At 62.1% G+C, this 24,957-nt stretch carries 25 protein-coding genes, 1 tRNA gene and 1 pseudogene; 16 read left to right on the top strand and 11 right to left on the bottom strand.

All coding sequences use genetic code 11. From position 1 onward, the window contains the following. Position 1: 1 nt before the first annotated feature. Both FKV68_RS16730 and FKV68_RS16725 read right to left on the bottom strand, forming a co-directional pair. Complete coding sequence (locus FKV68_RS16730) at positions 2 to 205, bottom strand: twin transmembrane helix small protein (protein WP_180938927.1); 204 nt, start codon at positions 203 to 205, stop codon at positions 2 to 4. A 23-nt stretch (positions 206 to 228) separates the two neighbouring features. Then, positions 229 to 1,062: an SDR family oxidoreductase gene (locus tag FKV68_RS16725; RefSeq protein WP_180938926.1), complete on the bottom strand. Its 834-nt coding sequence runs from the start codon at positions 1,060 to 1,062 to the stop codon at positions 229 to 231. 121 nt (positions 1,063 to 1,183) lie between these two features. Here FKV68_RS16725 and FKV68_RS16720 point away from each other — a divergent pair, with 121 nt between their 5' ends. Then, positions 1,184 to 2,086: a YihY/virulence factor BrkB family protein gene (locus FKV68_RS16720; RefSeq protein ID WP_180938925.1), complete on the top strand. Its 903-nt coding sequence runs from the start codon at positions 1,184 to 1,186 to the stop codon at positions 2,084 to 2,086. Here FKV68_RS16720 and gluQRS read toward each other — a convergent pair. Further along, positions 2,081 to 2,965, bottom strand: a complete 885-nt coding sequence (gene gluQRS, locus FKV68_RS16715) for a tRNA glutamyl-Q(34) synthetase GluQRS (protein WP_180938924.1) — start codon at positions 2,963 to 2,965, stop codon at positions 2,081 to 2,083. The genes FKV68_RS16720 and gluQRS overlap by 6 nt on opposite strands. A gap of 158 nt (positions 2,966 to 3,123) precedes the next feature. Here gluQRS and FKV68_RS16710 point away from each other — a divergent pair, with 158 nt between their 5' ends. Both FKV68_RS16710 and FKV68_RS16705 read left to right on the top strand, forming a co-directional pair. Further along, positions 3,124 to 3,771, top strand: a complete 648-nt coding sequence (locus tag FKV68_RS16710) for a DNA-3-methyladenine glycosylase family protein (RefSeq protein WP_180938923.1) — start codon at positions 3,124 to 3,126, stop codon at positions 3,769 to 3,771. 106 nt (positions 3,772 to 3,877) lie between these two features. Then, positions 3,878 to 4,435 carry an HNH endonuclease gene (locus tag FKV68_RS16705; protein ID WP_180938922.1) on the top strand — a complete coding sequence of 186 codons (558 nt, stop codon included), beginning with the start codon at positions 3,878 to 3,880 and terminating at the stop codon, positions 4,433 to 4,435. Positions 4,436 to 4,438: 3 nt separating this feature from the next. On the opposite strand, the gene FKV68_RS16700 is transcribed toward FKV68_RS16705, so the two are convergent. Continuing rightward, a complete protein-coding gene (locus tag FKV68_RS16700; protein WP_180941542.1) occupies positions 4,439 to 4,948 on the bottom strand; it encodes a disulfide bond formation protein B in 510 nt (169 codons plus the stop codon). 209 nt (positions 4,949 to 5,157) lie between these two features. Here FKV68_RS16700 and FKV68_RS16695 point away from each other — a divergent pair. Continuing rightward, positions 5,158 to 5,242 (top strand) — tRNA-Leu (locus FKV68_RS16695). Positions 5,243 to 5,315: 73 nt separating this feature from the next. Continuing rightward, a complete protein-coding gene (locus FKV68_RS16690) occupies positions 5,316 to 6,953 on the top strand; it encodes an AMP-binding protein (RefSeq protein ID WP_180938921.1) in 1,638 nt (545 codons plus the stop codon). Between the two features lie 106 nt (positions 6,954 to 7,059). Here the strand turns inward: FKV68_RS16690 and FKV68_RS16685 are convergent, their stop codons facing one another. From FKV68_RS16685 to secA, 3 genes are all read right to left on the bottom strand, one after another. Then, a complete protein-coding gene (locus tag FKV68_RS16685; RefSeq protein ID WP_180938920.1) occupies positions 7,060 to 8,334 on the bottom strand; it encodes a GNAT family N-acetyltransferase in 1,275 nt (424 codons plus the stop codon). Beyond that, complete coding sequence (locus FKV68_RS16680) at positions 8,331 to 9,725, bottom strand: lipopolysaccharide biosynthesis protein (RefSeq protein WP_180941541.1); 1,395 nt, start codon at positions 9,723 to 9,725, stop codon at positions 8,331 to 8,333. Before FKV68_RS16680 ends, FKV68_RS16685 begins: the two co-directional genes overlap by 4 nt. Before the next feature lie 200 nt (positions 9,726 to 9,925). Further along, positions 9,926 to 12,637, bottom strand: coding sequence for a preprotein translocase subunit SecA (gene secA, locus FKV68_RS16675; RefSeq protein WP_180938919.1), 2,712 nt, complete (start codon positions 12,635 to 12,637; stop codon positions 9,926 to 9,928). A gap of 242 nt (positions 12,638 to 12,879) precedes the next feature. On the opposite strand from secA, the gene FKV68_RS16670 reads away from it, so the two are divergent. From FKV68_RS16670 to FKV68_RS16645, 6 genes are all read left to right on the top strand, one after another. Then, positions 12,880 to 13,734, top strand: coding sequence for a peptidylprolyl isomerase (locus FKV68_RS16670; protein WP_180938918.1), 855 nt, complete (start codon positions 12,880 to 12,882; stop codon positions 13,732 to 13,734). A gap of 238 nt (positions 13,735 to 13,972) precedes the next feature. Next, positions 13,973 to 15,214, top strand: coding sequence for a bifunctional glutamate N-acetyltransferase/amino-acid acetyltransferase ArgJ (gene argJ, locus FKV68_RS16665; protein ID WP_180938917.1), 1,242 nt, complete (start codon positions 13,973 to 13,975; stop codon positions 15,212 to 15,214). Positions 15,215 to 15,351: 137 nt separating this feature from the next. Further along, positions 15,352 to 16,164 (top strand): GNAT family N-acetyltransferase, encoded by an 813-nt coding sequence (locus FKV68_RS16660; RefSeq protein WP_180938916.1) that lies wholly within the window; start codon positions 15,352 to 15,354, stop codon positions 16,162 to 16,164. Between the two features lie 3 nt (positions 16,165 to 16,167). Continuing rightward, complete coding sequence (locus FKV68_RS16655; protein WP_180938915.1) at positions 16,168 to 16,581, top strand: (deoxy)nucleoside triphosphate pyrophosphohydrolase; 414 nt, start codon at positions 16,168 to 16,170, stop codon at positions 16,579 to 16,581. Positions 16,582 to 16,817: 236 nt separating this feature from the next. Continuing rightward, entirely contained in the window at positions 16,818 to 17,138 is a 321-nt protein-coding gene (locus FKV68_RS16650; protein WP_180938914.1) for a hypothetical protein, read from the top strand. A 109-nt stretch (positions 17,139 to 17,247) separates the two neighbouring features. Then, positions 17,248 to 17,421 carry a Flp family type IVb pilin gene (locus FKV68_RS16645; protein ID WP_180938913.1) on the top strand — a complete coding sequence of 58 codons (174 nt, stop codon included), beginning with the start codon at positions 17,248 to 17,250 and terminating at the stop codon, positions 17,419 to 17,421. 101 nt (positions 17,422 to 17,522) lie between these two features. Here the strand turns inward: FKV68_RS16645 and FKV68_RS16640 are convergent, their stop codons facing one another. Beyond that, a complete protein-coding gene (locus FKV68_RS16640; RefSeq protein ID WP_180938912.1) occupies positions 17,523 to 18,410 on the bottom strand; it encodes a methyltransferase domain-containing protein in 888 nt (295 codons plus the stop codon). Positions 18,411 to 18,498: 88 nt separating this feature from the next. Between FKV68_RS16640 and FKV68_RS16635 the strand changes: the two genes are divergently transcribed. The 4 genes and pseudogenes from FKV68_RS16635 to FKV68_RS16620 all read left to right on the top strand — a co-directional run bounded on the left by FKV68_RS16635 (position 18,499) and on the right by FKV68_RS16620 (position 20,902). Next, positions 18,499 to 19,245: a ComF family protein gene (locus FKV68_RS16635; RefSeq protein WP_180941540.1), complete on the top strand. Its 747-nt coding sequence runs from the start codon at positions 18,499 to 18,501 to the stop codon at positions 19,243 to 19,245. 46 nt (positions 19,246 to 19,291) lie between these two features. Beyond that, positions 19,292 to 19,548: pseudogene (grxC, locus tag FKV68_RS16630) on the top strand (glutaredoxin 3). 71 nt (positions 19,549 to 19,619) lie between these two features. After that, entirely contained in the window at positions 19,620 to 20,477 is an 858-nt protein-coding gene (locus FKV68_RS16625) for a carbon-nitrogen hydrolase family protein (RefSeq protein ID WP_180938911.1), read from the top strand. Beyond that, positions 20,474 to 20,902, top strand: a complete 429-nt coding sequence (locus tag FKV68_RS16620) for a DUF1178 family protein (RefSeq protein ID WP_180938910.1) — start codon at positions 20,474 to 20,476, stop codon at positions 20,900 to 20,902. The genes FKV68_RS16625 and FKV68_RS16620 overlap by 4 nt, the downstream gene beginning before the upstream one ends. A 58-nt stretch (positions 20,903 to 20,960) precedes the next feature. Here FKV68_RS16620 and ubiG read toward each other — a convergent pair whose 3' ends face one another. Together ubiG and FKV68_RS16610 are read right to left on the bottom strand one after the other, a co-directional pair. After that, complete coding sequence (gene ubiG, locus FKV68_RS16615; protein ID WP_180938909.1) at positions 20,961 to 21,707, bottom strand: bifunctional 2-polyprenyl-6-hydroxyphenol methylase/3-demethylubiquinol 3-O-methyltransferase UbiG; 747 nt, start codon at positions 21,705 to 21,707, stop codon at positions 20,961 to 20,963. Positions 21,708 to 21,849: 142 nt separating this feature from the next. Beyond that, positions 21,850 to 22,395, bottom strand: a complete 546-nt coding sequence (locus FKV68_RS16610; RefSeq protein WP_180938908.1) for a dihydrofolate reductase family protein — start codon at positions 22,393 to 22,395, stop codon at positions 21,850 to 21,852. Between the two features lie 144 nt (positions 22,396 to 22,539). On the opposite strand from FKV68_RS16610, the gene FKV68_RS16605 reads away from it, so the two are divergent. Continuing rightward, complete coding sequence (locus FKV68_RS16605; RefSeq protein WP_180938907.1) at positions 22,540 to 23,097, top strand: methyltransferase domain-containing protein; 558 nt, start codon at positions 22,540 to 22,542, stop codon at positions 23,095 to 23,097. Positions 23,098 to 23,166: 69 nt separating this feature from the next. Here FKV68_RS16605 and FKV68_RS16600 read toward each other — a convergent pair whose 3' ends face one another. Continuing rightward, on the bottom strand, positions 23,167 to 24,696 hold the full coding sequence (locus FKV68_RS16600) for an ABC-F family ATP-binding cassette domain-containing protein (protein ID WP_180938906.1): 1,530 nt from the start codon (positions 24,694 to 24,696) through the stop codon (positions 23,167 to 23,169). Positions 24,697 to 24,957: the final 261 nt, after the last annotated feature.

The following is a 24,957-nucleotide window of genomic DNA, read 5'->3' as shown; positions in this document are numbered from 1 at the left end:
CTCAGCCCGGCCGTCCGCCGCCGGTAATCCACAGCGTCAGCATGATCAGCGCGATCGCGATCGCTTGCAGGACGATGCGCGCCTGCATCAGCTTGTTCGAAGTATTGCCGCTGCCGCCGGTGGCCATGTTGAACAGGCCGCGGATCAGGACGATGGCGACCAGGCCCATGACGAGCAGGGTCAGGCCGGTGAAGAAAGTGGACATGATGCATATCCCTCCGATTTCGGTCAGCCGAGACGGCCGATGATGCGATAGAATAGGGCGGCCGGCAGGAGCTTCTTCAACAGCGCGCCCTGCTTGGCAGGTCTGGTTACTATATAGTGCGGTCGCGGCCTGCGTGACGTCAGCGCATGTTTTAAGACAGCATAGACGGCATCCGGCCCGAGCTTGCCCGGTGCCGGCTTGCTTTCGCCGCGCAGGCGTCGCATCTGCCGCTCATACTCCCTGCGGTGGACGGAATTCTTGAGGTCGATGAAGCGCTCGATATAAGGGATGGCATTGGCCGTGAATCTCGAGGCGATCGGCCCGGGCTCGATCAGGCTGACGTCGACGCCGCTGCCGGCAAGCTCCATTCTCAACGTCAGCGACAGTCCCTCGATCGCGAATTTCGAGGCATTGTACGCACCGCGCCAGCGATAGGGGACGATGCCGAGAATTGACGAGCATTGGACGATGCGGCCGTGGCCGCGGGCACGCATCGCCGGTAAGACGCGGCGTGTCAGCTCATGCCAGCCGACGACGTTGGTTTCGAGCTGGAGCCTCAGCGCCTCGGCCGGCAGATCCTCGACGGCGCCCGCCTGGCCATAGGCACCATTGTTGAAGAGGGCGTCGATGCGCCCGCCTGAACGGGCCATCACCGCCTCCGCCAACCCGACGATCGTTTCCGGCCTGGTGTAGTCCATGATGAAGGTCTCGATGCCTTCGGCCTCCAGTTCCGTCTGATCTTCGGGCCGGCGAACGGTCGCGAAGACGCGCCAGCCGTCTGCCTTCAGCGCGCGGGCGCAATAGGCGCCGATGCCGGAAGAACAGCCTGTGACAATGATGGTGGGGCGATCTGGCATCCGGTCGATTCCTGTAGAAATCCATCCCCCGTTTCCCATATTCATCGGTGGGATACAATTGAATTGCGTGTGTTGCACGGGTGCCCGTCGGTCCCGTGGATACGGCAAGCTCGGAGAAGGAATGCCGGCCGTCGTTCGCATCATCTGGAAGGTCGTCTTCGATGCGCTCTGGCATTTCAGCGAGGACGACGGCTGGGCGATGGCGAGCCACGTTGCACTGTCCTCGCTGATGGCGGTCTTTCCGTTCCTGATCTTCGGCACGGCGCTCGGAAGCTTCCTCGGCGCCGACCAGTTTGCGGAGACGGCCGTCCATCTGATTTTCGATGCCTGGCCGGAATCGATCGCCCAACCACTGGCCGATGAGGTCGTCCGGGTGCTGACGATTCCGCGCGGCGGCGTGCTCACTGTTTCCGTGCTCGCGGCCGCCTATTTTGCCTCCAACGGCGTCGAGGCGCTCAGGATTGCGCTGAACCGCGCCTATCGGGTCGCGGAGAGCCGCTCGTGGTACGTGACGCGGCTTGCGAGCCTCGGCTTCGTGATCGCCGGCGTGCTGATCCTTGCCGTCATCAGCGTTCTTCTCGTTGCAGTGCCGCTTGCGGTACGCAATGCCGACCAATGGCTGCCCTGGCTCGACTCCGTTCTCGCAACGGTCGACAATTGGGGGCTGACGCTCGCGCTTGTGATGCTGACCAGCGGGCTGCTGGTGTCGCATCTCTGGCTTCCGGACGGTCACCGTAAGATCGTCGATGTCCTTCCCGGAATCGTTCTCACTCTGGTGTCCTGGTCGATCGGAGCCTACGTCTTTGCCTATTATCTCACGGCTTTCTCCAACTACGTGACCACCTATGCCGGTCTCGCCTCGGTCGTGATCGTCCTGGTGTTTCTGTATATGATCGGCGCGATCTTCATCATCGGCGCCGAGATCAATGCCGCGATCATGAAATTCCGCGTCAAGCGCCTTGTCATGCGCAGTTTCCTGGGCCAGCGCGAGAGCGACGATCGCCCCGGCGAGAATGGCTCATAGCACCATGGCGCGAATGTCCGCTGGCGTCTTTCCGGCAGCGCGGAATGCGGCGATACCCGTGTCTTTGCTGCTCTTCGACAGCTTCTTGCCATCCGGCCCAAGGATAAGGCGGTGGTGGTGGTAGACTGGTTCCGGGAGATCGAGAAGCCGCTGGAGCAAGCGGTGGATCGAAGTCGCATGATACAGATCACGCCCACGCACGACTTGAGTGACGCCCTGGAGCGCGTCATCGACGACGACCGAGAGATGGTAACTCGATGGCGCGTCGGAACGCGAAAGGATCACATCGCCCCAGCTTGCGGGATCCGCCGGGATTTCACCCGTTTCCCCGGCGGGACCTGCTCCGGTTTCCTGCCATGTCAAAGGGCCGGGCACGAGATCGATCGCCCTTGTGACGTCGAGACGCCAGGCAAAGGATCGATCGCCGGCGGCAAGTGCGGCTTGCTCGCCAAGCGATAGTTCGCGCTCGCGGCCCGGATAAAGTGGCGTTCCATCCGGATCGCGCGGCCAGACCGACCCCTCGGCTTCTGCCGCGGCGACCGCCGCCCTGATCTCCCCGCGGGTCATGACGGATGGATAAACGACACCCATTGCGCGCAGGCGCTGAAGTATCTCGGCATAAAGGTCGAGGTGTTCGGATTGGCGGCGTACCGGTTGCTCCCAACTGAGACCCAACCAACCGAGATCGTCGAAAATCGCCTGTTCCAGCTCCGGGCGGCAGCGTGTCTGGTCGATATCCTCGATCCGAAGCAGAAAGCGTCCGTTGGTGGAGGCCGCCATGTCATGATTGAGGAGGGCGGACAGCGCATGACCAAGGTGCAGCAGGCCGTTCGGGCTCGGCGCGAAACGAAAAACGGGTTGCTCTGGCGAAATGGTCATCGTTTCCCTTTGGCATGGAAGCGGTATAAAGGTCATCCGCTTTCTACAGCGCGGCTGCGTCATTTCATACGCACAAAGGATGTTGTAGCACTTTGAATTGCTGCATGTTTTTGTCCTTGAATCGGTTAGGATTTAAGGACACATGCAGTGGAGGGCGCATGCGGATCATCCGGACACACGAGGATATCGAGGCCGGGCTTGCCGGTCTGATAATGCTCGACGCCCGTCTCGAGCACGTGGTCGCCAAGGCGGGGCCGGTGCCGCTCAGGCGAACGGATCCGGGTTATCGCGGTATCGCGAACATCATTGTGTCGCAAATGGTCTCGAAGGCGAGCGCTGCCGCGATCTGGCGGCGCATGGAGGCCGCTCTCGGCGAGATCAGTCCGGATGCAGTCCTTTCGCTCGGCGACGAAGATTGCCGGCAATTCGGCCTCTCCCGCGCCAAGGCCGACACGTTGCGGCGCGTCGCGGCGGCGGCGGTTGCCGGCGAGATCGACCTCGACGCCATCTGCAACGCCGAGGCCGCCGTGGCGATCCACGAATTGACGGCAATAAAGGGGGTCGGTCGCTGGACGGCGGAGGTCTACCTGCTTTTCTGCGCCGGCCATCCGGACGTCTTTCCGTCTGGCGACGTTGCGCTGCAAAACGCCATCGGCCATGCGCTGGAGTTCGACCTGCGCCCGACAGCAAGCGAGATTGATTCGCTCGCGACCTGCTGGTCACCGTGGCGCAGCGTCGCCGCGCGGCTGTTCTGGGCGTATTATGCACAGGAAATGCGGCGTGATGCGCTGCCAGTGACGCCTTGAAGAAAAAAGCGAATCCTTCGCGCCGTTTTTCTTTGTGGCTTCACAATCCTGTCGCAACACGACTAATATAGAAGGTGCAGATGCCGAATCGATCAGGAGAATGCGCTTGACGATTGCAGTCTCACCGCAGGCCCTGCCGGCGCTCGTCTTGAACGCCGACTACCGGCCGCTGAGTTACTACCCCTTGTCGCTCTGGTCCTGGCAGGACGCGATCAAGGCCGTCTTCCTTGACCGCGTTACGATCCTCGCCGAATACGAACATTCCGTCTCGTCGCCCAGCTTCTCGATGCGGCTGCCGAGTGTCGTTTGTCTCAAGAGTTATGTGCAGCCGTCCCGCCATCCGGCCTTCACCCGGTTCAACGTCTTCCTGCGCGACAAGTTCGAGTGCCAGTATTGCGGATCGCCTGACGACCTGACCTTCGACCATGTGGTGCCGCGTGCCCATGGCGGCCAGACGACATGGGAAAATGTCGTGGCGGCCTGTTCGCCCTGCAATCTCCGCAAGGGCAGCAAGCTGCCGAAGCAGGCCAACATGTTCCCGCATCAGAGGCCCTACCAGCCTACGGTGCAGGACCTGCACAACAACGGCAGGCTCTTTCCGCCGAACCATCTGCATGAAAGCTGGATGGACTATCTCTATTGGGATGTCGAACTGCAGCCGTAATTATCAAGCCTTGGCGGCGCCGCGCAATGCGATCCCAGCCAGGATGAGGCTTGCGATCACATTCCAGCCTGCAAAGGAGAGTCCGAGCACGCGGAGTGCCGCATCCGTGCAGGAGGGCGCGTGCTTGGCATCGAGATCGCCGAGCAGATCCCCGACATCGGACGAGATGCCCTGGGCGGCTGTCGCGCAGGTCGACGGTCCCTCCCAGAAATGCCATTCGACGCCCGAGTGATAGACGCCCATGCCGGCACCGACGAGCATCAGGATGCCGACGAGCAGGAGCAGCGTTCGCGTGATCCAGGCTGGGAACTTGAGAGCGCTCGAAACGACCGCCAGAAGGCCGAGCGGAATGCCGTAGTAGTAGGGATTGCGCTGCAACAGGCAGAGCGCACAGGGGATATAGCCGCCGATATGCTCGAAGCCGAGCGCGCCGCCGACAGTTGCCGCCATGCCGAGCGTGACGAGAACGGCGCCAACAAGGTGCTGGCGTTGGGCGACGGAAGCTGCGGTCATGGATACCTCGCGGTCGGGCGACAGGGTGGACGGCTGCGGCGGCCGTGCCATTACGACGCCTTCTTAGGAAGGATCGGCGGCGCTGTAAATTGCCCGCAAGACACACAGTTTGCACGCTTTTGTGATCATCTGGCGGCGAAATGCATTTTCGCGGTTGACCGGCGCGAAATCGATCGTGTAAATCGCAAGCCGCTGACATCACAGCCTGAGCCCCATTGGCGGAATTGGTAGACGCGCTCGACTCAAAATCGAGTTCCGAAAGGAGTGCTGGTTCGACCCCGGCATGGGGCACCACTACACCTCACGAAGTTATCGAACGCCGCACCTCCATTGAACAGACGGGCGGAGAACTCTGTCGCGGCCGCCCATGCTCCCGAAAATTGAAAACTACGACGAACTTTATCGCGATTTCCGGTGGCGGATTCCGGAGAAGTTTAACATCGGTGTCGCCGTCAGCGATGCCTGGGCGGAGCGGGAACCGGAGCGTGTCTGCCTTCAGCACTTCAGGCCTCGTGACGCGCATCTGTCTTTGACCTATGGTGCCTTCGCCGCGCGCTCGTCCGCTTTTGCCGCCGCATTGGCACAGCATGGCGTCAAGCGCGGCGACCGTGTCGCTATCTTTCTGCCACAGGGTTTCGAGGCGGCAATTGCGCATGTTGCGATCTACAAGCTTGGCGCTATCGCGTTGCCGCTCGCTTTGCTGTTCGGCGTCGATGCGCTCGAATATCGGCTGCTGGATGCAGGCGCGTCTGCGATCGTCACCAACCGTTTTGGCTACGAGCGGCTTGCCGCGATCAGAGCGAAGCTGCCGGCACTCGCTCTCGTCGTGCTGGCGGATGAAGAGGATGAGCCCGGAACAGTGCGTTTCGATCGGCTCGCAAACAGCGGAAAGCGTTTTGCTGCCGCCGACACGACGCCGGACGATCCGGCGCTGATGATCTACACTTCCGGCACAACGGGGCCTCCGAAGGGCGCGCTGCATGGCCATCGCGTCCTGCTCGGTCACCTGCCGGGCTTCCAGTTCCATCATCACTTCCTGCCGCAACCCGGCGACCGGATGTGGACCCCGGCCGACTGGGCCTGGGCCGGGGGTCTTCTGAACGCACTGCTGCCGGCGCTTTTGCTCGGCGTACCGGTGGTTTCATCGCCGGCGCAGAAATTCGATCCGCATATGGCCTTCCGGATCATGGAAGAGATGGACGTGCGCAATGCCTTCATCCCGCCGACGGCACTTCGGCTCCTGAAGGCCGTCGACAGACCGCGTGACCGCTACGCTCTCAAGCTGCGGACGATCGGTTCGGCCGGCGAGGCGCTCGGGCGGGAGACCTTCGAATGGGCAAAGGCAGCACTCGGGATCGACGTCAGCGAGTTCTACGGCCAGACGGAGTGCAATATCGTCATCTCCTCGGCTGCGGATCTCGGTGTCTTGAAGCCGGGTTCCATGGGTAAGGCGGCGCCCGGTCACAGGGTGGCGATCATCGACGGCGAGGGGAGGATCCTGCCGCCGGGCACAGTCGGGCAGGTGGCTGTGCAGCGCCCGGACCCGGTGATGTTCCTCGGCTATTGGCGCAACGAGCGGGCGACGGAAACGAAATTCATAGGCGATTGGATGACCACCGGGGACCAGGGCGTGATGGACGCGGAGGGTTACTTCACCTTCTTCGGCCGTGACGACGACGTCATCACCTCGTCCGGTTACCGCATCGGTCCAGGTGAGATCGAGGATTGCCTGGCCGGCCATCCCGACGTTCAATTGGCTGCGGTCATCGGCAAGCCCGATCCGGTCCGCACCGAGATCGTCAAGGCCTATGTGGTGCTGAGGCCGGGCATCTCCGCCGATGACGAGGTCGCGGCCGGAATCCGCGACCGGGTGAAAACCAGGCTCTCCATGCACGAATACCCGCGTGAGATAGAGTTCGTCGACAGCCTGCCGTTGACGACGTCGGGAAAGGTGATCCGACGGCTGCTGCGCGATCGGGCGGCTGCCGAAGCGCTTAGCAAATAGGGCGGCATTGCAACGCTGTGCGTCCTGCAGGACGCACAAAGGACGCTTTAAGTCTTCCACGCATAATGCTTTTCCGAAAATCGATCCCGATTTTCGGGCCGACGCGTCAGCGGCCGGCAAGCGCCCGTATCTTCTCGCGCAGCAGCCGTGCCATGTTGCGGGTATTGCGATAGAGGTGGAGTTGTGCCGCAACCTGGCGGACATCGCGGTCACGGTTCTGCTGCAACCCAATGACGAGCGTTCCCATCTCCTCGCGCTCCTGCCAGAAGCGGCCTATCACCGGGTGGTCGGGCACCGCACAGGAATCGGAGCGGGCGATGTTAGCGTCGTCGAGGTGCCATTCCGTCAGTTCGGCGAGCAGCAGCTTGCCGGGCGAATATATCGCATATCGCTCATCATAGGCGGTCTTCCACGTATAGGCCTCGCCGGCCATGAGCAGAACGACCATGGAGGCGATCGCCTTGCCGTCGAGATCGAGTGTGTGGATGCGGACGCTGTCCGTCTCGGCGAGATTGGTGATCGCCTCACGGGCAAAGGCGGCACGGAAGCGATCCGTGATCATGGCGCTGCGCTCTCGCCCCTTCCAACCGGAAGCCTCCAGCGCCAGGAATTCCTCCATGCGCAAGCGGATTTCCTCCGGCTGGCGTGCGACGGTGTAGATCAGGCGTCCGTGCTTTTCGAGGTTCTTCCATTGGCGCCGCAATTCCTTGAAATGTCCGCGCTTGATTGCCTTGCGCAAGTATGTCGGGCCGTCGAGCAGGCTTTCGAGCATCGGCCGTTCAAAGCTGTCGGTCACGGTGAGCGGCAGGTTTTCGCTGATCGCGACGGCGCGGGCGAGTTGTGCGAACCGGCCCTGGAGCCTCACGTCCGGCAGCACGAGTACCGGCGGCAGGCCGGACGACGGAGCGGCCAGGGCCTCGTAAAGGTTACTGATCGTTTCGGCCGCACCTTCTGCATCGAGCAGCGGTACGCCGAGCGGGCCAAACGGGTTGGACCAGGCACGAATGATGGACGCGCCGATCGCGAAGCCCGGTTTCTCGATCGAAAACGGCATGAGGAAGCGCATTCTGCTGCGGCGTTCATCGTTGTCCCGGATCACGGCGAGCCGGATGACCCGGTCCTCGAGGCGTGGCATGGCCGGCGCGAGGAAGCGGCCCGTGAAGAATACGTTCGGTTCTATCGCGCGGTTGGAGAGATAATCGAGCTCTCGTTGCAACTCGTAGCCGGCCCTTGCGGAATAGATCGAAAGGTAGCGGCCTGGCCGCCCGACGCTGACGGTCTGCTCGGGTTGCGCCGCGTCGAAGCCCGGCTGGGCCAATCCGCCGAGCAGGCGGCTCGCTCTGCCGTTCGTATCTCCGGGAAAGGGTGTGTTGCCGATCATGGACGGATCGCCTCGTTCTTGTTGTTACCGCTTCCTGCGCCCGCGAAAGCGGGAAGGGGGATGGCGAAAGCGCGTCTTGCAGCAAGGTGCAGAATTGCTGCCTCGAAGAACATCGCGCCGGCGGTGGCGCATGCTGCGCCGATCAGGCCGAAGGCCGGGATAAGAACAATGTTCAACGCGATGTTGACGCCGAGCGCGGTCGCGTAAAGCATCGCACAGAGCTTCTGCCGGCCGGTCATGGTCAGCAGGGTTTCGACGGGGCCGACGAAGGCCTTGGCCAGAATCCCGGCAAACAGGATCGCCATCAGTGGCGCCCCCGCCGTGAAGGCCGGGCCGAACAGCGACAGCAGGAAACGACCGGCGACGAGCACCGTGCCGCCCATCGCGAGAGAGGGCCAGAAGGACCAGTGTGCGCTTTCGGTTGCGATTTCGGCGAGTTGGCGGCTTTCGCCGGAAGCCATCGCCTCGGAAAAGCGCGGACCCGCCGCCGCCTTCACGGCGAACATGACGAAATGGACGAGAGCCATGGTTTTGGCAGCGGCGAAATAGATCGCCACGTCGTCTGGCGGCAGGTAGAGCCCGACGATCACGACGTCGGAATTGGTCAGCAGGAAACCGAAACCTTCAGCGAGGAATATCGGCACGGAAAGGCGCAGCCATGGCCCGAGTTCGATCTTCATCGGTCCGCGAACGTAACGCCTGCGCAGGCGCCGTGTCATTGCGAGAAATTGCGCGAGCGTCGTGACGTAGGTGGCCGCCAGCGCGGCGATCATTGCCGTCTTCGCTGTGTTCGGGAAGCCGCCGGCGGTGGCCAGCACCATGAAGACGAGGATGAGCAGCGGCCGCACGATGAAGGTGGGGCTCATCGCCGCGAGCGGCCAGCTATGGGCGCGCGCCGTGCCGTCCATCACGTCGCCGAGTGCAATCATCGGCAGGGCGACCAGAGCGAGATAGAGGGCGACGACGTAATAATGCTCGATCATGTCCGCAAAGAACCAGAGCCCGATGCCGCCGACGGTGGCGAGCGCGGTCGCCGACAGCAGTGCAAAGATACGCGCTACCGTCGTCAGGCCGCGGATTTCGGCCAAGGCGTCTGCGGTTTGGTATTCCGGCAGGAAGCGGATCACCGCCGAGTGCAGGCCAAGACAGGACAGATTACCGAACAGGACGGCCAGGACCCAGACGAAGACGAAGACGCCGTATTCGAACTCTCCCATCAGACGGGCGAGAACGATCTGCGAGACGAGGGCAATGGCTGCACTGAAGATGCGGATCGCGAAAGCGATCAGGGCTGTGCGTTGCGCACGGCTCTTGGGGTCGGCGGCGGACGCGACCGATCCAAGCCTGGCCAGCAGCCGAGACAGGCGGTGCCTCACCGCCGACGGCAGCATTCGTCCGGCCGATTGATACACCGCCATGAACACGAGGGATACCCTGACACTACGCAATACAGGGTCCCACTTCTGGCAGATCAGCGTTAACAAAGGGTTCGCGCGGCATCCGCAGGAGGGCTGTCACACAGCTGCCCACACGCTGAGCCGTTGCGCGGTCGAACGCACTTACGAAAATGCCGCCCGAAGGCGGCATTCGATCATGCTTCGTATATCCCGTGGCAATGCTTGTATTTCTTGCCCGAGCCGCAAGGGCAGGGCTCGTTGCGCGATACCTTGCCCCAGGTCGAGGGGTCGGCCGGATTGCGGTCGGCCTGTGCAACGGCCAGCAGCGGCGCGCCAGATTGCGCGAAGTCGTCCTCGCCGGTCAGCGGGTCGATGTGATGGCCTTCCATCGGCGGCAGCGGCTGGGGTGCGTCCTGCGCCTCGCGAACCAGTTCGACGCGCATCAACTGTGCCGTTACGGCCTGGCGGAGGTTGCCGAGCAGGCCCTGGAACAGTTCGAACGCCTCGGACTTGTACTCCTGAAGCGGATCGCGCTGGGCGTAGCCGCGGAAGCCGATGACCGAACGAAGATGGTCGAGGTTGACGATGTGTTCGCGCCAGAGATGATCGAGCGTCTGCAGCACGACGGAGCGCTCGACATATTGCATGATGTCGGGGCCGAAGCGTTCCGCCCGGTCGGCCGCAGCCTTGTCGGCGGCAGCGGTGACGCGTTCGAGAATGTCGTCCTCGGCGATGCCTTCTTCGGCAGCCCACTCGGCAATCGGCAGGTCGAGGTTGAGATACTGCTGGATATCCGCCTTCAGGCCCTCGACGTCCCACTGCTCGGCATAGGCGCGCTCGGGGATCCGCTTGCTGACGACATCCTCGATCACTTCGTTGCGCATGTCGGTGACCGTCTCGGTGACGCTCTCCGCGTCCATCAGCTCGATGCGCTGCTCGAAGATGACCTTGCGCTGATCGTTGAGGACGTCGTCATATTTCAACAGGTTCTTGCGGATGTCGAAGTTGCGCGCCTCGACCTTTTTCTGTGCCCGCTCGAGCGCCTTGTTGATCCACGGATGGACGATTGCTTCGCCCTCCTTCAGGCCCAGCTTCTGCAACATGCCGTCCATGCGGTCGGACCCGAAGATGCGCATCAGGTCGTCCTGCAGCGACAGGTAGAACTTCGAACGCCCGGGGTCCCCCTGACGGCCCGAGCGGCCGCGCAGCTGGTTGTCGATGCGGCGGCTCTCATGGCGCTCGGTGGCGAGGACATAGAGACCGCCGGCCGCGAGTGCCTTCTCCTTGAGCTTCTGCACTTCTTCGCGGATCGCTTTTTCGCGTGCCTCGCGTTCCGGCCCCGGCTCCATCTCCGCCAGTTCCTGCTGGATGCGCATGTCGGGGTTGCCACCGAGCTGGATGTCGGTGCCGCGGCCGGCCATGTTGGTGGCGATCGTCACGGCGCCCGGAACGCCGGCCTGGGCAACGATATAGGCTTCCTGTTCGTGGTAGCGGGCGTTCAAGACCTGGAACTGCGAGAAGCCGGTCTTCTTCAGCATGTCGGCAAGAAGCTCGGATTTCTCGATGGAGGTCGTGCCGACCAGCATCGGCTGGCCGCGCTCGTGCGCAGCCTTGATCTCGTCGATGATCGCCTTGTATTTCTCGCCGGCCGTCCGATAGACCTCGTCGTCCTCGTCGGCGCGCTTGATCGGCAGGTTGGTCGGAACTTCGACCACTTCGAGGCCGTAGATATTGCCGAATTCCTCTGCTTCCGTCGCTGCCGTACCGGTCATGCCGGCAAGCTTTTCGTACATGCGAAAGTAGTTCTGGAAGGTGATCGAGGCGAGCGTCTGGTTCTCGGGCTGGATCTGTACCTTTTCCTTGGCTTCCAGCGCCTGGTGCTGGCCTTCGGAATAGCGGCGCCCCGGCATCATGCGGCCGGTAAACTCGTCGATGATGACGATCTCGCCGTTGCGTACGATGTAGTCCTTGTCACGCGTGAAGAGCTTGTGGGCCTTCAGCGCATTGTTGACGTGGTGGACGATTGCGACGTTCTCGATGTCGTAGAGCGACTCGCCCTTCAACAGCCCCGCCTGCCGCAGCATGTTTTCGAGCTTCTCAGTGCCTTCCTCCGAGAAGTTGGCCGAGCGCTGCTTCTCATCGATCTCGTAGTCTTCCGGCGCAAGCAGCGGAATGAAATCGTTGATCGTATTGTAGAGGTCGGAGCGGTCGTCGAGCGGGCCGGAAATGATCAGCGGCGTGCGCGCCTCGTCGACAAGGATGGAGTCGACTTCGTCGACGATCGCGAAGAAGTGACCGCGCTGCACCATCTGCGAGCGCTCATACTTCATGTTGTCGCGCAGATAGTCGAAGCCAAGCTCGTTATTGGTCGCATACGTGACGTCGCAGGCGTAGGCATCGCGGCGCTGCTCGTCGGTGAGGCCGTGAATGATGACGCCGGTCGTCAGGCCCAGGAAGCCGTAGATGCGGCCCATCATGCCTGCGTCGCGTTGGGCAAGGTAGTCGTTGACGGTGACAACATGCACGCCCCTGCCGGCAAGCGCATTGAGATAAACGGGCAGTGTGGCAACGAGCGTCTTGCCTTCACCGGTCTTCATCTCGGAAATGGCGCGCTCGTGCAGGATCATGCCGCCAATGAGCTGGACGTCGAAGGGACGCAGGCCGAGGACGCGGCGCGCGGCTTCGCGCGCGACTGCGAAGGCCGGCACGAGGATGTCGTCGAGCGTCTTGCCTTCGGCCAATTGCTGGCGAAATTCCGTTGTCTTTGCCGCCAGCGCTTCATCGCTGAGCGCCTTCATTTCGGCTTCGAGAGCGTTGATGGCGTCCACCCGGCCGTTGTAACCACGGACGCGGCGCTCATTGGCGGAACCAAACAACTTGCGGGCTAGGCCGCCGAGACTGACCATATGAATGGCCCTTTCTTTATTTGTCGCCTGGGGTTTCAGGTTGGGCTTGAAAAACCACATAATGCCATGAAACGCCCGGAAACTGTTCTGGACGCGAGGTTGCGTGACAGATAAGAGGGGGGTCGGATTATGTCAACGCACTTGCACTGCCGGATGGCTACAGAACGGCCACATTCTGGTGTTGTGCAGCCGCAACGGCCAGAGGCAATCGCGCCGGCGGTCAATGGTGAAAGGTTAGTGGAATGTCCAGATACAAGACTTTGGCGGCTGCGGTTTTCGTCGCGGCAATCGCTTTGCATGGAGCGCGCGCCGAAGAAACCGATCCGGTAATCGCGAAGGTTGGCGATCAGGAAGTCCGCCAGTCCGAGCTCAATCTCGCTCTCGGTGGCCTTGATCCTCAGCTTCAGCAGATGCCGGAGGAACAGAAACGCGCCGCTGCGCTTTCCGCCGTCATCGACGTCAAGCTTCTGGCAAAGAACGCTGAAAAGGAAGGCCTCCAGGATGACGCCGTCTTCAAGCAGCGTATCGCCTACCTCACCGAGCGCGAACTTCACAACGCATTCTTCAAGAAGCATGTCGTGGATGCGGTGACGAAGGAAGACGTCAAGGCACGCTACGACAAGGAAATTGCCGCAATCCCGGCACAGGAAGAGATCAAGGCACGCCATATCCTGGTGAAGACCGAGGATGAGGCAAAGGCCGTGATCAAGGAACTCGACGCCGGCAAGAGCTTCGTCGAACTCGCCAAGGCCAAATCGTCCGATCCGAACAAGGATGACGGCGGTGATCTGGGCTACTTCGCCAAGGGTCGGATGGTGCCGGAATTCGAGGCGGCTGCCTTCGCCCTCGAAAAGGGCACCTACACCAAGACCCCGGTGAAGACGCAGTTCGGCTTCCACGTCATCCTCGTCGAAGACAAGCGCCCGCAGGCGCCGCCGACGCTGGAACAGGTCGAGCCGCAGGTTCGTCAGCTCGTCATGCGTGACAAATATCTCGAGCTTCTGGCTTCCGCGAAAAAGGAGACCGGCGTCGAAATCTCGGATCCGGCGCTCAAGAAGGCCTATGACGAGGCCAACAAGCCGCAGGAAACGAAGTAAGCTTTTGCCGGGTGCCGTTCCCCTGCTGCACGTTTCCTTAAATCCTAGCTGATTCAAGGATAAAAACATGCGGCAATTCAAAGTGCTACAGCGTCCTTTGCGCGTCTGATTAAGACGCTCGGCGCTGGAGAGGCGTGAACGACATTCGGTTTCACTCATTGTCGGTGCCCGACGGTTCGATGCCGGCCGGGCATTTGTCGCAACAGTATCCAGGGTTCTCCAAAAGCAGGTTCATCCCATGTCCGGCTCCGTTTCTCCGCTCGCTCCGAAAACCTTCGCCGAAATGCCGCCGCTTCGAGGCGTGCGCATGGCCACGGCCGCGGCAGGGATCAAGTACAAGAACCGCACGGACGTGTTGATGATGATCTTCGACGAGCCCGCTGCGGCTGCCGGTGTCTTCACGCGATCGAAATGCCCGTCGGCGCCCGTCGATTTCTGCCGCAGGAACCTTCCGGGAGGCGTTGCACGCGCCGTCGTCGTCAATTCGGGCAATGCCAATGCATTTACCGGCAAGAAGGGGCGGGAGGCGACCGAACTTACGGCGCAGTCCGCAGCCAAGGCCGTCGGATGCAATGAGAACGAGATCTTCCTTGCCTCGACTGGCGTGATTGGCGAACCGCTCGATGCGACCAAATTCGCTGGCGTCCTCGATGGTCTTGCGGTTTCCGCTAAGGAAGATTTCTGGTTCGAGGCCGCCAAGGCGATCATGACCACGGATACCTATCCGAAGGTCGCGACCCGCAGTGCCGAGATCGGCGGCGTCACGGTGACGATCAACGGCATCGCCAAAGGCGCGGGCATGATCGCGCCGGACATGGCGACGATGCTTTCCTTCGTGGTGACGGACGCAGATATCGCGCCGCCAGCGCTTCAGGCCCTGCTTTCCGCCGGCGTCGGCCCGACCTTCAACTCCGTGACTGTCGACAGCGACACCTCCACCTCCGACACGCTGATGCTGTTTGCAACCGGCGCGGCGGCAAGGGACGGCCAGGCGAAGGTCGCGGACGCCGGCGATCCGCGCCTCGACGCCTTCCGTGCCGCCCTCAACGATCTGTTGCACGATCTGGCTCTGCAGGTGGTGCGCGACGGCGAGGGCGCACGCAAGATGGTCGCGGTAACCGTCGAAGGTGCGGAAAACGATGCCGCGGCCAAGCGCATTGCGCTGTCGATCGCCAATTCACCGCTCGTCAAGACGGCTGTTGCCGGCGAGGATGCGAACTGGGGCCGGGTGGTCATGGCTGTCGGCAAGTCCGGAGAGATGGCCGAACGAGACCGGCTGGCGATCTGGTTCGGCGATGTGCGCGTTGCCGTCGAAGGCGAGCGGGATCCGGACTATTCGGAGGCGGCGGCAAGTGCCGTCATGAAAGGCGAAGACATTCCGGTCCGCGTCGACATCGGCCTCGGCTCGGGCCGTGCGACCGTCTATACCTGTGATCTGACCAAGGAATATGTCGAGATCAACGGCGACTACAGAAGCTGACGCTTTGCTGCATGTCTCCTTGGATTGTAACCGACTTAAGGACAAAAACATGCAGCAATTCAAAGTGCTACTGCGTCCTTCGTGCGTCTGGAAAGACGCACGACGCTGTAGTTCCTTCGATCCGAGGTTGCGAACGAATGACATCGAATGACGGGCATCCGCCGGCGACAGACGCGGCGGTTGGGGAAACGATCATGGTTGATCTTCCGAGTGTGCGCCGCCTGGAAGCCGTCGGCTTCCGTGCGTGGCCGGCTGCGAGTGTTCAGTATGACGGCAGCTGGCTGATCCGCCTTACGGCGGGACACGCGTCCAAACGGCTGAACTCGGTCAATCCACTTGATCCGTCGGATTACCGTGACATTCCCATCCGGCTCGGAAAAGCAGGCAAGCGCTTCGCCGATTACGGCCGTCCGCTCACCGTTCGCCAGACACCGCTGACGCCGCCTCAACTGATCGCCTACATGGACAATGAGGAATGGGCCGCATTCGGACACAGCCTGGTGCTGACGGCGGACCTGGCCGAGCGCGAATTCGGCGACGGCATAGACCATCTCCCCATCAAGGATGTCGGTCGTTTCGTCGATGCGCGCATCCTGATCGGCAAGGAGGAGCCGCAGACCAAGCCGGCGCTCACCGAAATCATCAATGCCATCAAGCCGGAATGCGGTCTGTTCCTGTTCGAAGACCTTGAGATCGGCCCGACCGCGGTGTCGCTGGTCGTCCAGGATAACGACCTGGCCGGCATCATGCAGTTCGCGGTAGCCGAAGGCGTGCGCCGCAAGGGAGTCGGTTCGGCGTTGCTCGATGCATCACTGCGCTGGGCGCGTCTTAAGGGTGCGAAGAAGGCCTGGCTGCAGGTAGAGGCGGAAAACGAAGCGGCGGTCGAACTGTACCGCAAGGCCGGCTTCACCGAAGTCTATCGTTACCTTTATCGCACGCCGGGGGCCTGACGCATGGATGTGCAGGGAAAGAAGATCGTGCTGGTTGCGGCCTGCGCTCTGGTCGATTCCGATGGCCGCGTTCTCCTGGCGCAGCGTCCGGAGGGAAAGCCGCTTGCCGGGCTTTGGGAGTTTCCGGGCGGCAAGGTGGAGCCTGGTGAAACGCCTGAGGTGACGCTGATCCGCGAGTTGGAGGAGGAACTCGGCATACGCACCAAGGTCGCATGCCTTGCGCCGCTCACCTTCGCGAGCCATAGCTATGACGATTTTCACCTGCTGATGCCGCTTTATGTATGTCGGCGATACGAGGGCTTTGCCGAGGGGCGAGAGGGCCAGACGATCAAGTGGGTGCGGCCGAAAGCGCTGCGCGACTATCCGATGCCTCCGGCAGACGAGCCGCTGATCCCATTTCTGATGGATTTGCTCTGATCCGACAGGGCCGCACGCTGTTGCGTATCGCCCGATTGTTTCCCCGTCAGGGCGCGAATCTACCGGAAATCTCGAAGTTTATTAATCAAAAGTTTATCACCCTCGTGGCATGCTGGAGACATCAGTTTCGGTGCTTGCCAGCTATGGCATGACACCGGTTTCGAGCAGGTGTGGTCAGGTCGAGGCTTGGGAAGGGTGCTTCGCCCGCCGCTCTTTCACGTGTTTGCGAGGCTGGGATGGTAGACGAAGATTTCTGGAGGACAGTTCAGGACAAGGATCTGGCGGCGAGCCAGGCCCGCCGGACGGGCGTGCTCAATCTGTCGTTGCTGTTCGGAACGGCGGTGATTGCACTGACGATGATCCTCACGCCGATGCTGTCATCAAAGGCAGATAAGCGCATGCTGGCGAATACGCCGATGGAATACGACAATATTTCGACCGGCTCGATTCCTTCGAACGGCACGAGCAAGCGCTACACAGTGCGCCGCAGCGTGCTGCAGGAAATGCCGGGCGCCGTTTGCATCATCGATGCGGATGGCAGCAAGAGCGGATGCTGAGTTGAACCAAGTGCCAGGCCTGTTGTTGCGACCTTTGCGCGTCTGAAAGACGCTCGCCGCGGCAGGCGCGCGTTCTTCGTTCAAGGGTGGTCGACACGGGGGAAGGACCATGGCTAAGTTTACGGGCTTCATTCGCAGCAGAGACGGCGCCACAGTCGTGGAATACGGCCTCGTCGCCGCACTTATTTCCATCGGCCTCATCGTCGGTCTCGAGAGTTTCTCCGATTCGCTGCTCGGTCTCTTCGATCATGTGGTGGACACGGCGGAGTCGGCCTGGGGCTGAGAATGCCCCGAAGGTGCCGGAACGCCGCGTCTCCATGGAGCACCTTAACGTGCTACGGCCGACCTCAGTGCGTCTGACGACGCACGGTTCTGTCATGTCGCCTATCGTTCTTTCAACGGATGCTCGTCAGCGCCGAGCGCTTCGGACAGCCGTTGCTTGGCGGAGCCGGGTTTCAACGGTTTTTGCTGGCTTTCGTGCGGCGCCCAACCGGAAACATAGATGATCGAGAAGGTCGCGCGGACGCGGCCGTCGGGATCGGAGAAGCGTTCCGCATAGATCTCGGCCGCCCTCAGGAAAAACCGCCGGGAAACCGGCACGCGACTGCGGGCCGCCAGCGGGTTGGCCATGCCCATGGCCCTGAGGTCCTTCAGCAACCCGAAAAGTGAATCGTAGCGGACCGTGTAGGTTTCGGCGTCCGCGACCGGCAGGGCAAAGCCCGCCCGCTGCAGGAGGGCGCCCATTTCACGAACATCGGCAAAGGGAATGACCCTCGGGCTCGCCCCGCCGGTCAGTTCGGCCTCGGCCGTGAGAAGCGAATCGCGAAGCTCCTGCAGCGTGCCGTTGCCGGGGATGGCCGCCAGAAACAGGCCATCCGGCTTCAACACGCGACGGGCCTGGATGAAGACGCCGGGCGTATCGTTGGTCAGATGCAGCGAAAGCGGCGACACGAGGAGATTGAGCGACTCCGGTGCGGCGGGAATTCGCTCCAGTGGGGCGACCGTAACGGGCCGGTCCCCGGAACCGAAGCCGTCCTCCGTTTCCACCCGCTCGATGGTTCCGACCTTGCCCGTCGCGGCAAGACAGCGCGCCGTGGGACCGGTGTAGCCATGCAACTCCATTGCCCGGTCGAAATGCCTTTCAACGACGCTGACGCGCTCGGCGAGCTCCCGCGCCACGATATCGAGCAGGAAGGTTGCCTTCTGGTCGCCGTTGATACGGGCCCTGTGGCGGCGCGCCTCGACGAGGCTCTGGTCAAAGATGATTTCCACGGTACTCTCTCCGAAATCACGGATGCAAAGAAACCCTGACGTGGACAAAGTCAACCATATGGAACAGGAAGGATCGCGAAATCGGGCCTTGCATTGGGCGGGGTTGTTGCGCCGCCTCGGGCGCGAAGCCGTCGGTATCGTCTATCCGCCGGTCTGCTGCGGCTGCGGGCGGCTGACCGGCGACCATCACGCCGTATGCCCGGCCTGCTGGTCCGGCCTGCGGCTGATCGAGCGCCCCTATTGCGAGATCCTCGGGCTGCCCTTTGCCTTTGATGCCGGGCCGGGTTCGGTCTCCCCAGAAGCTATCGCTGATCCCCCCGTCTTCGACCGACTTCGCTCGGTGGCGATCCATGATGGTGTCGTGCGCGATCTCGTCCACGGTTTGAAATACCGCGACCGTACCGATCTTGCGCCGATGATGGGTGAATGGATGATCCGCGCGAGCGACGGCGCGGTCGCTGCTGCCGACATGATCGTTCCGGTTCCGCTCCATGCATTCCGCCTCTGGCGGCGAAAATTCAATCAGGCCGCCGAGCTCGCCCGTGCCATCGCGGGGCGTGCGGAAAAGCCCTACCGGCCGGACGCGCTTCGCCGCATCAAACGCACCAGCCGGCAGGTCGGTCTCGGCGCCCGGGCGCGTGAGGAGAATGTGCGCGGCGCTTTCGTCGTCCCTGAAAGCGGCAGGCCGGGTCTCAGCGGGAAAAGGATCATACTCGTCGACGATGTATATACGACCGGTGCAACCGTCTCGGCCGCGACCCGCGCGCTGAAGCGGGCGGGGGCCGGAGACGTCACGGTTTTGACCTTTGCAAGAGCCATGTCCGGTCCTATATGACAACTAAATGTCCGGCGTTGTGCCGGTGAAGGAACGGTTCAACAATATGGCTTCCGTCGTCATTTATACGCGTCAGTTCTGCGGCTATTGCTCGGCAGCAAAGAAACTTCTCGAAACCAAAGGCGTCAACTTCGTCGACATGACGCGACCCTTGATCCGGGTCTGCGCCAGACGATGATCGAAAAGTCCAACGGCGGCACGACTTTCCCGCAGATCTTCATCAATGACCTCCACGTCGGCGGTTGTGACGACCTGCATGCGCTCGACCGCGCCGGCAAGCTCGACGCATTGCTCGCTGCCTGAAGGTTTGATGCGCGGCCATCGCGAACGTGCGCGAGCGCGCCTGCGTGAGGACGGCTACGGAGAGAAGAAAGATGAGTTTCAAGGCTGCAGCCGTCCAGATGTGTTCCGGCGTCGATCCCGCAAGAAACGTGGAGACGATGGCGAAGCTCGTGCGTGAGGCGGCCGCTCAAGGCGCGACCTACATCCAGACTCCGGAAATGACCGGTGCCATCCAGCGCGATCGGGCAGGACTTCGATCCGTGCTGAAGGACGAGGCGAACGACGTCGTCGTGCACGAAGCCGCGGCCCTTGCCGGCGAGCTCGGCGTCTATCTCCATATAGGCTCGACACCGATAGCGCTTTCCGACGGCAAAATTGCCAACCGCGGCTTCCTCTTCGGGCCGACCGGGGTCAAGGTCTGCGATTACGACAAGATCCACATGTTCGACGTGGATCTGGAGAATGGCGAAAGCTGGCGCGAGAGTGCGGCATACCAACCCGGCGCGACAGCGCGCATCGCCGATCTTGCCTTCGGTAAGCTGGGCTTTTCCATCTGTTACGACGTCCGCTTCCCCGAGCTCTTCCGCCAGCAGGCCGTTGCCGGTGCCGAGATCATGTCGATACCTGCGGCCTTCACCAAGCAGACCGGCGAGGCGCACTGGGAGATCCTGTTGCGCGCCCGCGCCATCGAAAACGGCCTTTTCGTCGTCGCCGCTGCGCAGGCTGGAAAACACGAGGATGGTCGTGAAACCTTCGGTCATTCGATGATCATCGACCCGTGGGGCCGCGTGCTCGCTGAGGCAGGCGCGGCCGGGGAGAGGGTTATCGTTGCCGACATCGACATTGCCGCGGTGCATGGCGCGCGGGCGAAGATACCCAATCTCAAGAATGGCCGCAGTTTTGTGCTGGACGAGGTGATGCCGACCGGGAAAGGGGGCGTTGCAGCGTGATCCGTTACAACCTCTCGTGTGATGATGGCCATGACTTCGAAGGCTGGTTCGCGTCGAGCGACGATTTCGATTCCCAGGCTGAGCAACGTCTGGTCGCCTGTCCTGCATGCGGCTCTCACTCCGTTACCAAGCAGCTGATGGCGCCTTCGGTATCGACCGCGCGCAAGAAGGAGGCGACGCGGGCACTCGTGATGGATCGGGCCCAGAAGGAAACGATCGCCAAGATCCGCGAACTGGTCAATTCGATCCGCGAGAATGCCGAGGACGTCGGCGAACGTTTCCCGGAAGAAGCGCGCAAGATCCACTATGGCGAGGCCGAGGAGCGCGGGCTGATCGGCAAGGCAAGCGCGGAAGAGGCGATCGCGCTTCTGGAAGAAGGCATCGAGATCGCACCCCTGCCGGTGCTGCCGGATGACGTGAATTAGGGCGGCGTGAGGGAAAGCGCGTGGCGGTTTTCCGCCCGGAACGCGCCGTTTCAAAAAGTCAGCGCGGCCGCCTTGCGACGAGCATGTAGTTGACGTCCATATCCTTCGACAGATTCCATTGATTGGCGAGCGGGTTGAAGAACACACCGGTGCGGTCCGCGATTTCGAGACCGCTTGCCTCGAGCGGCTTTTCCAGTTCCTCCGGACGAACCAGCTTCTCGTATTGGTGGGTGCCGCGTGGGAGCCAGCGCAACAGGTTTTCCGCGGCGAAGATCGCGAGCGCGGCGGCTTTCACCGTGCGGTTGATCGTGGCTACGAACATCAGTCCGCCCGGGCGCACCATGTGGGCACAGGTGGTGACGAAGAAATCGACGTCGGCGACATGTTCGACCACCTCCATGTTAAGGACGACGTCGAAGCTTTCGCCGGCTTCGGCGAGCGCCTCCGCGGTGACTGCGCGGTAGTCGACGGAAACGCCGCTCCCCGCGGCGTGGGTCTTGGCGATACCGATGTTCTTTTCCGATGCGTCAGCGCCAAGGACATCTGCGCCCATGCGCGCCATCGGCTCGGAGAGAAGCCCGCCGCCGCAACCGATATCGAGCAGCCGCAGGCCTTTAAGCGGCTGCGGACCCTTGGGGTCACGGCCGAAATGCTCCGATACCTTGTCGCGGATATAGGCAAGGCGCACCGGATTGAACTTGTGCAACGGACGGAACTTGCCGGTCGGATCCCACCATTCCGCAGCCATCGCGGAGAACCGGTCCACTTCGCTCTGGTCGATCGTGGTGCGTGCCGTCTCGCTCATCAGAGTCTCCTTGCAGTCGGCGGGCAAGGTTCGACCCGCTCGACACTTCTTCCTTCTGATCGTGAAGTCGGACGATCGAAGGACGATGTCAAGAGGCGCCTCAACCGGTACGCAAGCCCTCGAGACTCCTGGCGAGATGGGATCAAGCGGATTGCGGCTGGTAATGCAGGATGACGACGCCGGATTTGAGCGGGCGTGTATGCGTGAGCTTCAGGTTCGTGCGCTCCGGAATATTCTGGAAGAGCGGAACACCTTTGCCGAGCAGCACGGGATTGATGCCGAGGCGGTACTCATCGACGAGCCCCTTCGCCGTCAGGGTCGCAGCGAAATCGGCGCTGCCGAAGATGAAGATTGTTCCGCCGTCGAGCTCCTTCAGCCGCTCCACCTGCGCGACGGCGTCGCCTGAAACGAGCGTCGTGTTGTGCCAGTCGGCGCTCTTCAGCGTTCTCGAGAACACGAATTTCTCGATACCGTTCATGAACGTGGCGATGTCGCCCTCGGCCGCCGGCCAATAGGCCGCCATCGTCTCATAGGTCGCACGACCGAAAAGCAGCGTTCCGGCTTCCATCTGCGTCTCGCCGATGTAGGCTGCGAGTTCATCTTCGAAGACGAACCAGCTTATGTCGTGATCTGGCGTCTCGAAGAAGCCGTCGACGCTGACCATGTCCCACATGATAATCTTGCGCATTGTCTTTGCTCCCGTTGACGACGTGCCGACCTGCGGCTCCCTGCGGTATCATGGCAGGATGGCAAAACTGATGCTATTTTGCAAGTAGTATTGTTTAAGGAGCGGTATACCTCGCCGTGGCAATCTTCCTGTGCTAAGGCGGGTGTGATCGAGGGGGACGAGATCGTGCCGAACGACAGGATAGCCTGGGCCGTCGACGTATTATCGCCGGGCGCGTCCGAGGAGATACTCGAGATCGGCTGCGGCCATGGGGTTGCGGTGACGATGGTTTGCGACAGGCTGATCGATGGCCGCATCGTCGCGGTCGACCGGTCGGCGACGATGATTGAGGCGGCAAAGCGACGAAATGCGGTTCATCTCGCCGCCGGCCGCGCGCGGTTTCATACCGCCGAGCTTGCCTCTGCGGATCTCGGGGAGGCGCGCTTCGACAAAGCCTACGCCCTGCGCGTCGGCGCTTTCGCGCGGAAAGATCCCGCCCGCGAGCTTGTGGTCCTGGCGCGGCACCTTTCTCCGGCCGGGCGGCTCTTCCTCTTCCATGACGAACCAGGTCACAGCGCCGACGATATCGCGCGACGGCTGGAGGCGGGCATCAGGTGTAACGCCTGGACGGTGAAGGCGGTATTGACGCGCAGGCTTGACGGTTGTGACGTCGCCTGCGTTATCGCTCTTCCACCCAAGCCGGTTGCCGCTGCCAAGCGGTAGGATGAATTGTGTTGTTCCGTCGGCTCAGCGACACCCCGCCAGCGGGCGGGGTTGTCGCGGGGGCTGCACTCACATCGGACTTGTTGCCGCGGAGGCAAAGAAATCCTCCGGACCGTCGACCTCGACGAGCCGTCGGTTTTCGATCAGCCAGAAGCGATTGCCGACGGCGCGCACGAAGCTGCGGTCGTGCGAGACGAGAAGGCAGGTCGCTTCGTTCGCCAACAGCTCCCCTTCCAACGCTTCCTGCCCTTCGATATCCAGATGGTTCGTCGGCTCGTCGAGCAGGTAGAAATTCGGATTGGTAAGCCTCAGGACAAGCATGGCAAGCCTTGACTTCTGGCCGCCTGAAAGAACAGCGATCGGGCGGGTCTGGAGGTCGATGCCGAGCCCGGCACCGGCCAGCAGGGCGCGCGCCCTTTGATCGCCGATCTCAAAACGCCGGCCGAGGGCTGCCAGTGGGGTGTCCTCATCCGGCAGGCCAGCGAGGTCCTGATCACTGTAGCCGAGCACGAGGGACGGCGTTGGCTTGATGCTTTCCGATGCGTGGCCCGGTCCGGATATCGCCGTCCTGATCAGGTTGATGAGCCGCGATTTTCCGGTGCCGTTGCGCCCGAGCAGCACGATGCGGTCGCCCTGGCAGATCCAGAGCTTGCCTGTCTTGAAGAGCAGGCGTTCGCCAGGCGCTTCCACGAGTACATCATCGAGCGTCACCAGGATCTTGGCATGCGTGCCGCGGTTGGCAAGCCGGATCGCCCCGGATGATCGTTCCTGAAACCCCGGCCGCGCCCCATCTTCCAGGCGCTCCGCCCGTTGCCGCAACTGCTTCGTCTTGACGGTCAGGAGGTCGCTGCCGGAGTTGATACCGATATTGTTGAGCTTGGCCGCCTGCCGGCGCAGTTGCTGGGCGGTCTTCATCTCCTTCTGATAACGCCGCTCATCCGAGGCATCGATCTCGTCCAGCGCGCCGCGGGCACGCGAATAGGGCAGCGAAAATACCTGAGACTGCTCGGGACGCAGAAACAGCGTGCGGTTTGTCGTTGCATCGAGAAAGGCGCGATCGTGGCTGGAGATCAGCACGGGAACGTCGCGGGGCAGGCTGTTGAGCCAATTTTCCAGCTGCATGATCTTGGCGAGGTCGAGATGGTTCGTCGGCTCGTCGAGCAGCAGCGCGTCCGGATCGGTGACGGAGACGCGGGCAAGGAGCGCGAGCCTCTGCCAGCCGCCACTGAGTTGTGCGATCGGCCGTTCGCGAAGCTCCGGCGGAACTCCGAGGGAATCCAGCATGACATCGACCCGCCAGCTCTCGGTCTCCGCCTGTTCCTCCGGCAAGGCATGGCGGACAGCCTCGTAGAATGGCTTGTCCAAGATAGCGGTCGGTACCGCTTGCTCGACATGGCCGATTGTCAGACCACGCAAGCGCGTGATTTCGCCTGCGGTCGGATCAAGCCCGCCCGCGATGCATTTCAAAAGCGTGGACTTTCCCCGGCCGTTGGCGGCGACGATGCCGATACGGTCGCCGGCTGCGACCGAAAGATTGAGGTTCGAAAAGAGCGGCGCGCCCAAGGTGACGCTGAGGTTCTTTACATTGATCAAGGCCATGTTCGTTCTCTGGACTGCCCGAGCTGTGCTTTCGCTCCGACAACTGCGGAAGGAGCGGAAGCGGGATGGCCGGATGCGAACGTCAGCGCGTTGGGGCCATTCGGCTCGGGTAATGACGATGGGCGGAGCCAGTGAACCTGTGGTTCGGCTCTGCACGACGACTGGGCAGACCAGGAAGCGATGAGAATGAGGTTCGGTCTCTGGTCAGCCCTGCAAACGCATCTGCAGGGCGGAGACGGGGCCACGCTGGCGGTGGTGCCG

Origin of the sequence: Sinorhizobium mexicanum (genome assembly GCF_013488225.1) — a bacterium.
Classification (GTDB): Bacteria; Pseudomonadota; Alphaproteobacteria; order Rhizobiales; family Rhizobiaceae; genus Sinorhizobium; species Sinorhizobium mexicanum.
The sequence above is the reverse complement of the archived record's forward strand: the minus strand, read 5'-3'. Positions and strand labels throughout refer to the sequence as shown.

What these genes read in the sequence shown, in the direction of transcription:
- FKV68_RS16730 (WP_180938927.1), bottom strand. Translation starts at nt 205, where the DNA reads ATGTCCACTTTCTTCACCGGCCTGACCCTGCTCGTCATGGGCCTGGTC.
- FKV68_RS16725 (WP_180938926.1), bottom strand. Translation starts at nt 1,062, where the DNA reads ATGCCAGATCGCCCCACCATCATTGTCACAGGCTGTTCTTCCGGCATC.
- FKV68_RS16720 (WP_180938925.1), top strand. Translation starts at nt 1,184, where the DNA reads ATGCCGGCCGTCGTTCGCATCATCTGGAAGGTCGTCTTCGATGCGCTC.
- gluQRS (WP_180938924.1), bottom strand. Translation starts at nt 2,965, where the DNA reads ATGACCATTTCGCCAGAGCAACCCGTTTTTCGTTTCGCGCCGAGCCCG.
- FKV68_RS16710 (WP_180938923.1), top strand. Translation starts at nt 3,124, where the DNA reads ATGCGGATCATCCGGACACACGAGGATATCGAGGCCGGGCTTGCCGGT.
- FKV68_RS16700 (WP_180941542.1), bottom strand. Translation starts at nt 4,948, where the DNA reads ATGACCGCAGCTTCCGTCGCCCAACGCCAGCACCTTGTTGGCGCCGTT.
- FKV68_RS16690 (WP_180938921.1), top strand. Translation starts at nt 5,316, where the DNA reads ATGCTCCCGAAAATTGAAAACTACGACGAACTTTATCGCGATTTCCGG.
- FKV68_RS16685 (WP_180938920.1), bottom strand. Translation starts at nt 8,334, where the DNA reads ATGATCGGCAACACACCCTTTCCCGGAGATACGAACGGCAGAGCGAGC.
- FKV68_RS16680 (WP_180941541.1), bottom strand. Translation starts at nt 9,725, where the DNA reads ATGCTGCCGTCGGCGGTGAGGCACCGCCTGTCTCGGCTGCTGGCCAGG.
- secA (WP_180938919.1), bottom strand. Translation starts at nt 12,637, where the DNA reads ATGGTCAGTCTCGGCGGCCTAGCCCGCAAGTTGTTTGGTTCCGCCAAT.
- FKV68_RS16670 (WP_180938918.1), top strand. Translation starts at nt 12,880, where the DNA reads ATGTCCAGATACAAGACTTTGGCGGCTGCGGTTTTCGTCGCGGCAATC.
- argJ (WP_180938917.1), top strand. Translation starts at nt 13,973, where the DNA reads ATGTCCGGCTCCGTTTCTCCGCTCGCTCCGAAAACCTTCGCCGAAATG.
- FKV68_RS16660 (WP_180938916.1), top strand. Translation starts at nt 15,352, where the DNA reads ATGACATCGAATGACGGGCATCCGCCGGCGACAGACGCGGCGGTTGGG.
- FKV68_RS16655 (WP_180938915.1), top strand. Translation starts at nt 16,168, where the DNA reads ATGGATGTGCAGGGAAAGAAGATCGTGCTGGTTGCGGCCTGCGCTCTG.
- FKV68_RS16650 (WP_180938914.1), top strand. Translation starts at nt 16,818, where the DNA reads ATGGTAGACGAAGATTTCTGGAGGACAGTTCAGGACAAGGATCTGGCG.
- FKV68_RS16645 (WP_180938913.1), top strand. Translation starts at nt 17,248, where the DNA reads ATGGCTAAGTTTACGGGCTTCATTCGCAGCAGAGACGGCGCCACAGTC.
- FKV68_RS16625 (WP_180938911.1), top strand. Translation starts at nt 19,620, where the DNA reads ATGAGTTTCAAGGCTGCAGCCGTCCAGATGTGTTCCGGCGTCGATCCC.
- ubiG (WP_180938909.1), bottom strand. Translation starts at nt 21,707, where the DNA reads ATGAGCGAGACGGCACGCACCACGATCGACCAGAGCGAAGTGGACCGG.
- FKV68_RS16610 (WP_180938908.1), bottom strand. Translation starts at nt 22,395, where the DNA reads ATGCGCAAGATTATCATGTGGGACATGGTCAGCGTCGACGGCTTCTTC.
- FKV68_RS16600 (WP_180938906.1), bottom strand. Translation starts at nt 24,696, where the DNA reads ATGGCCTTGATCAATGTAAAGAACCTCAGCGTCACCTTGGGCGCGCCG.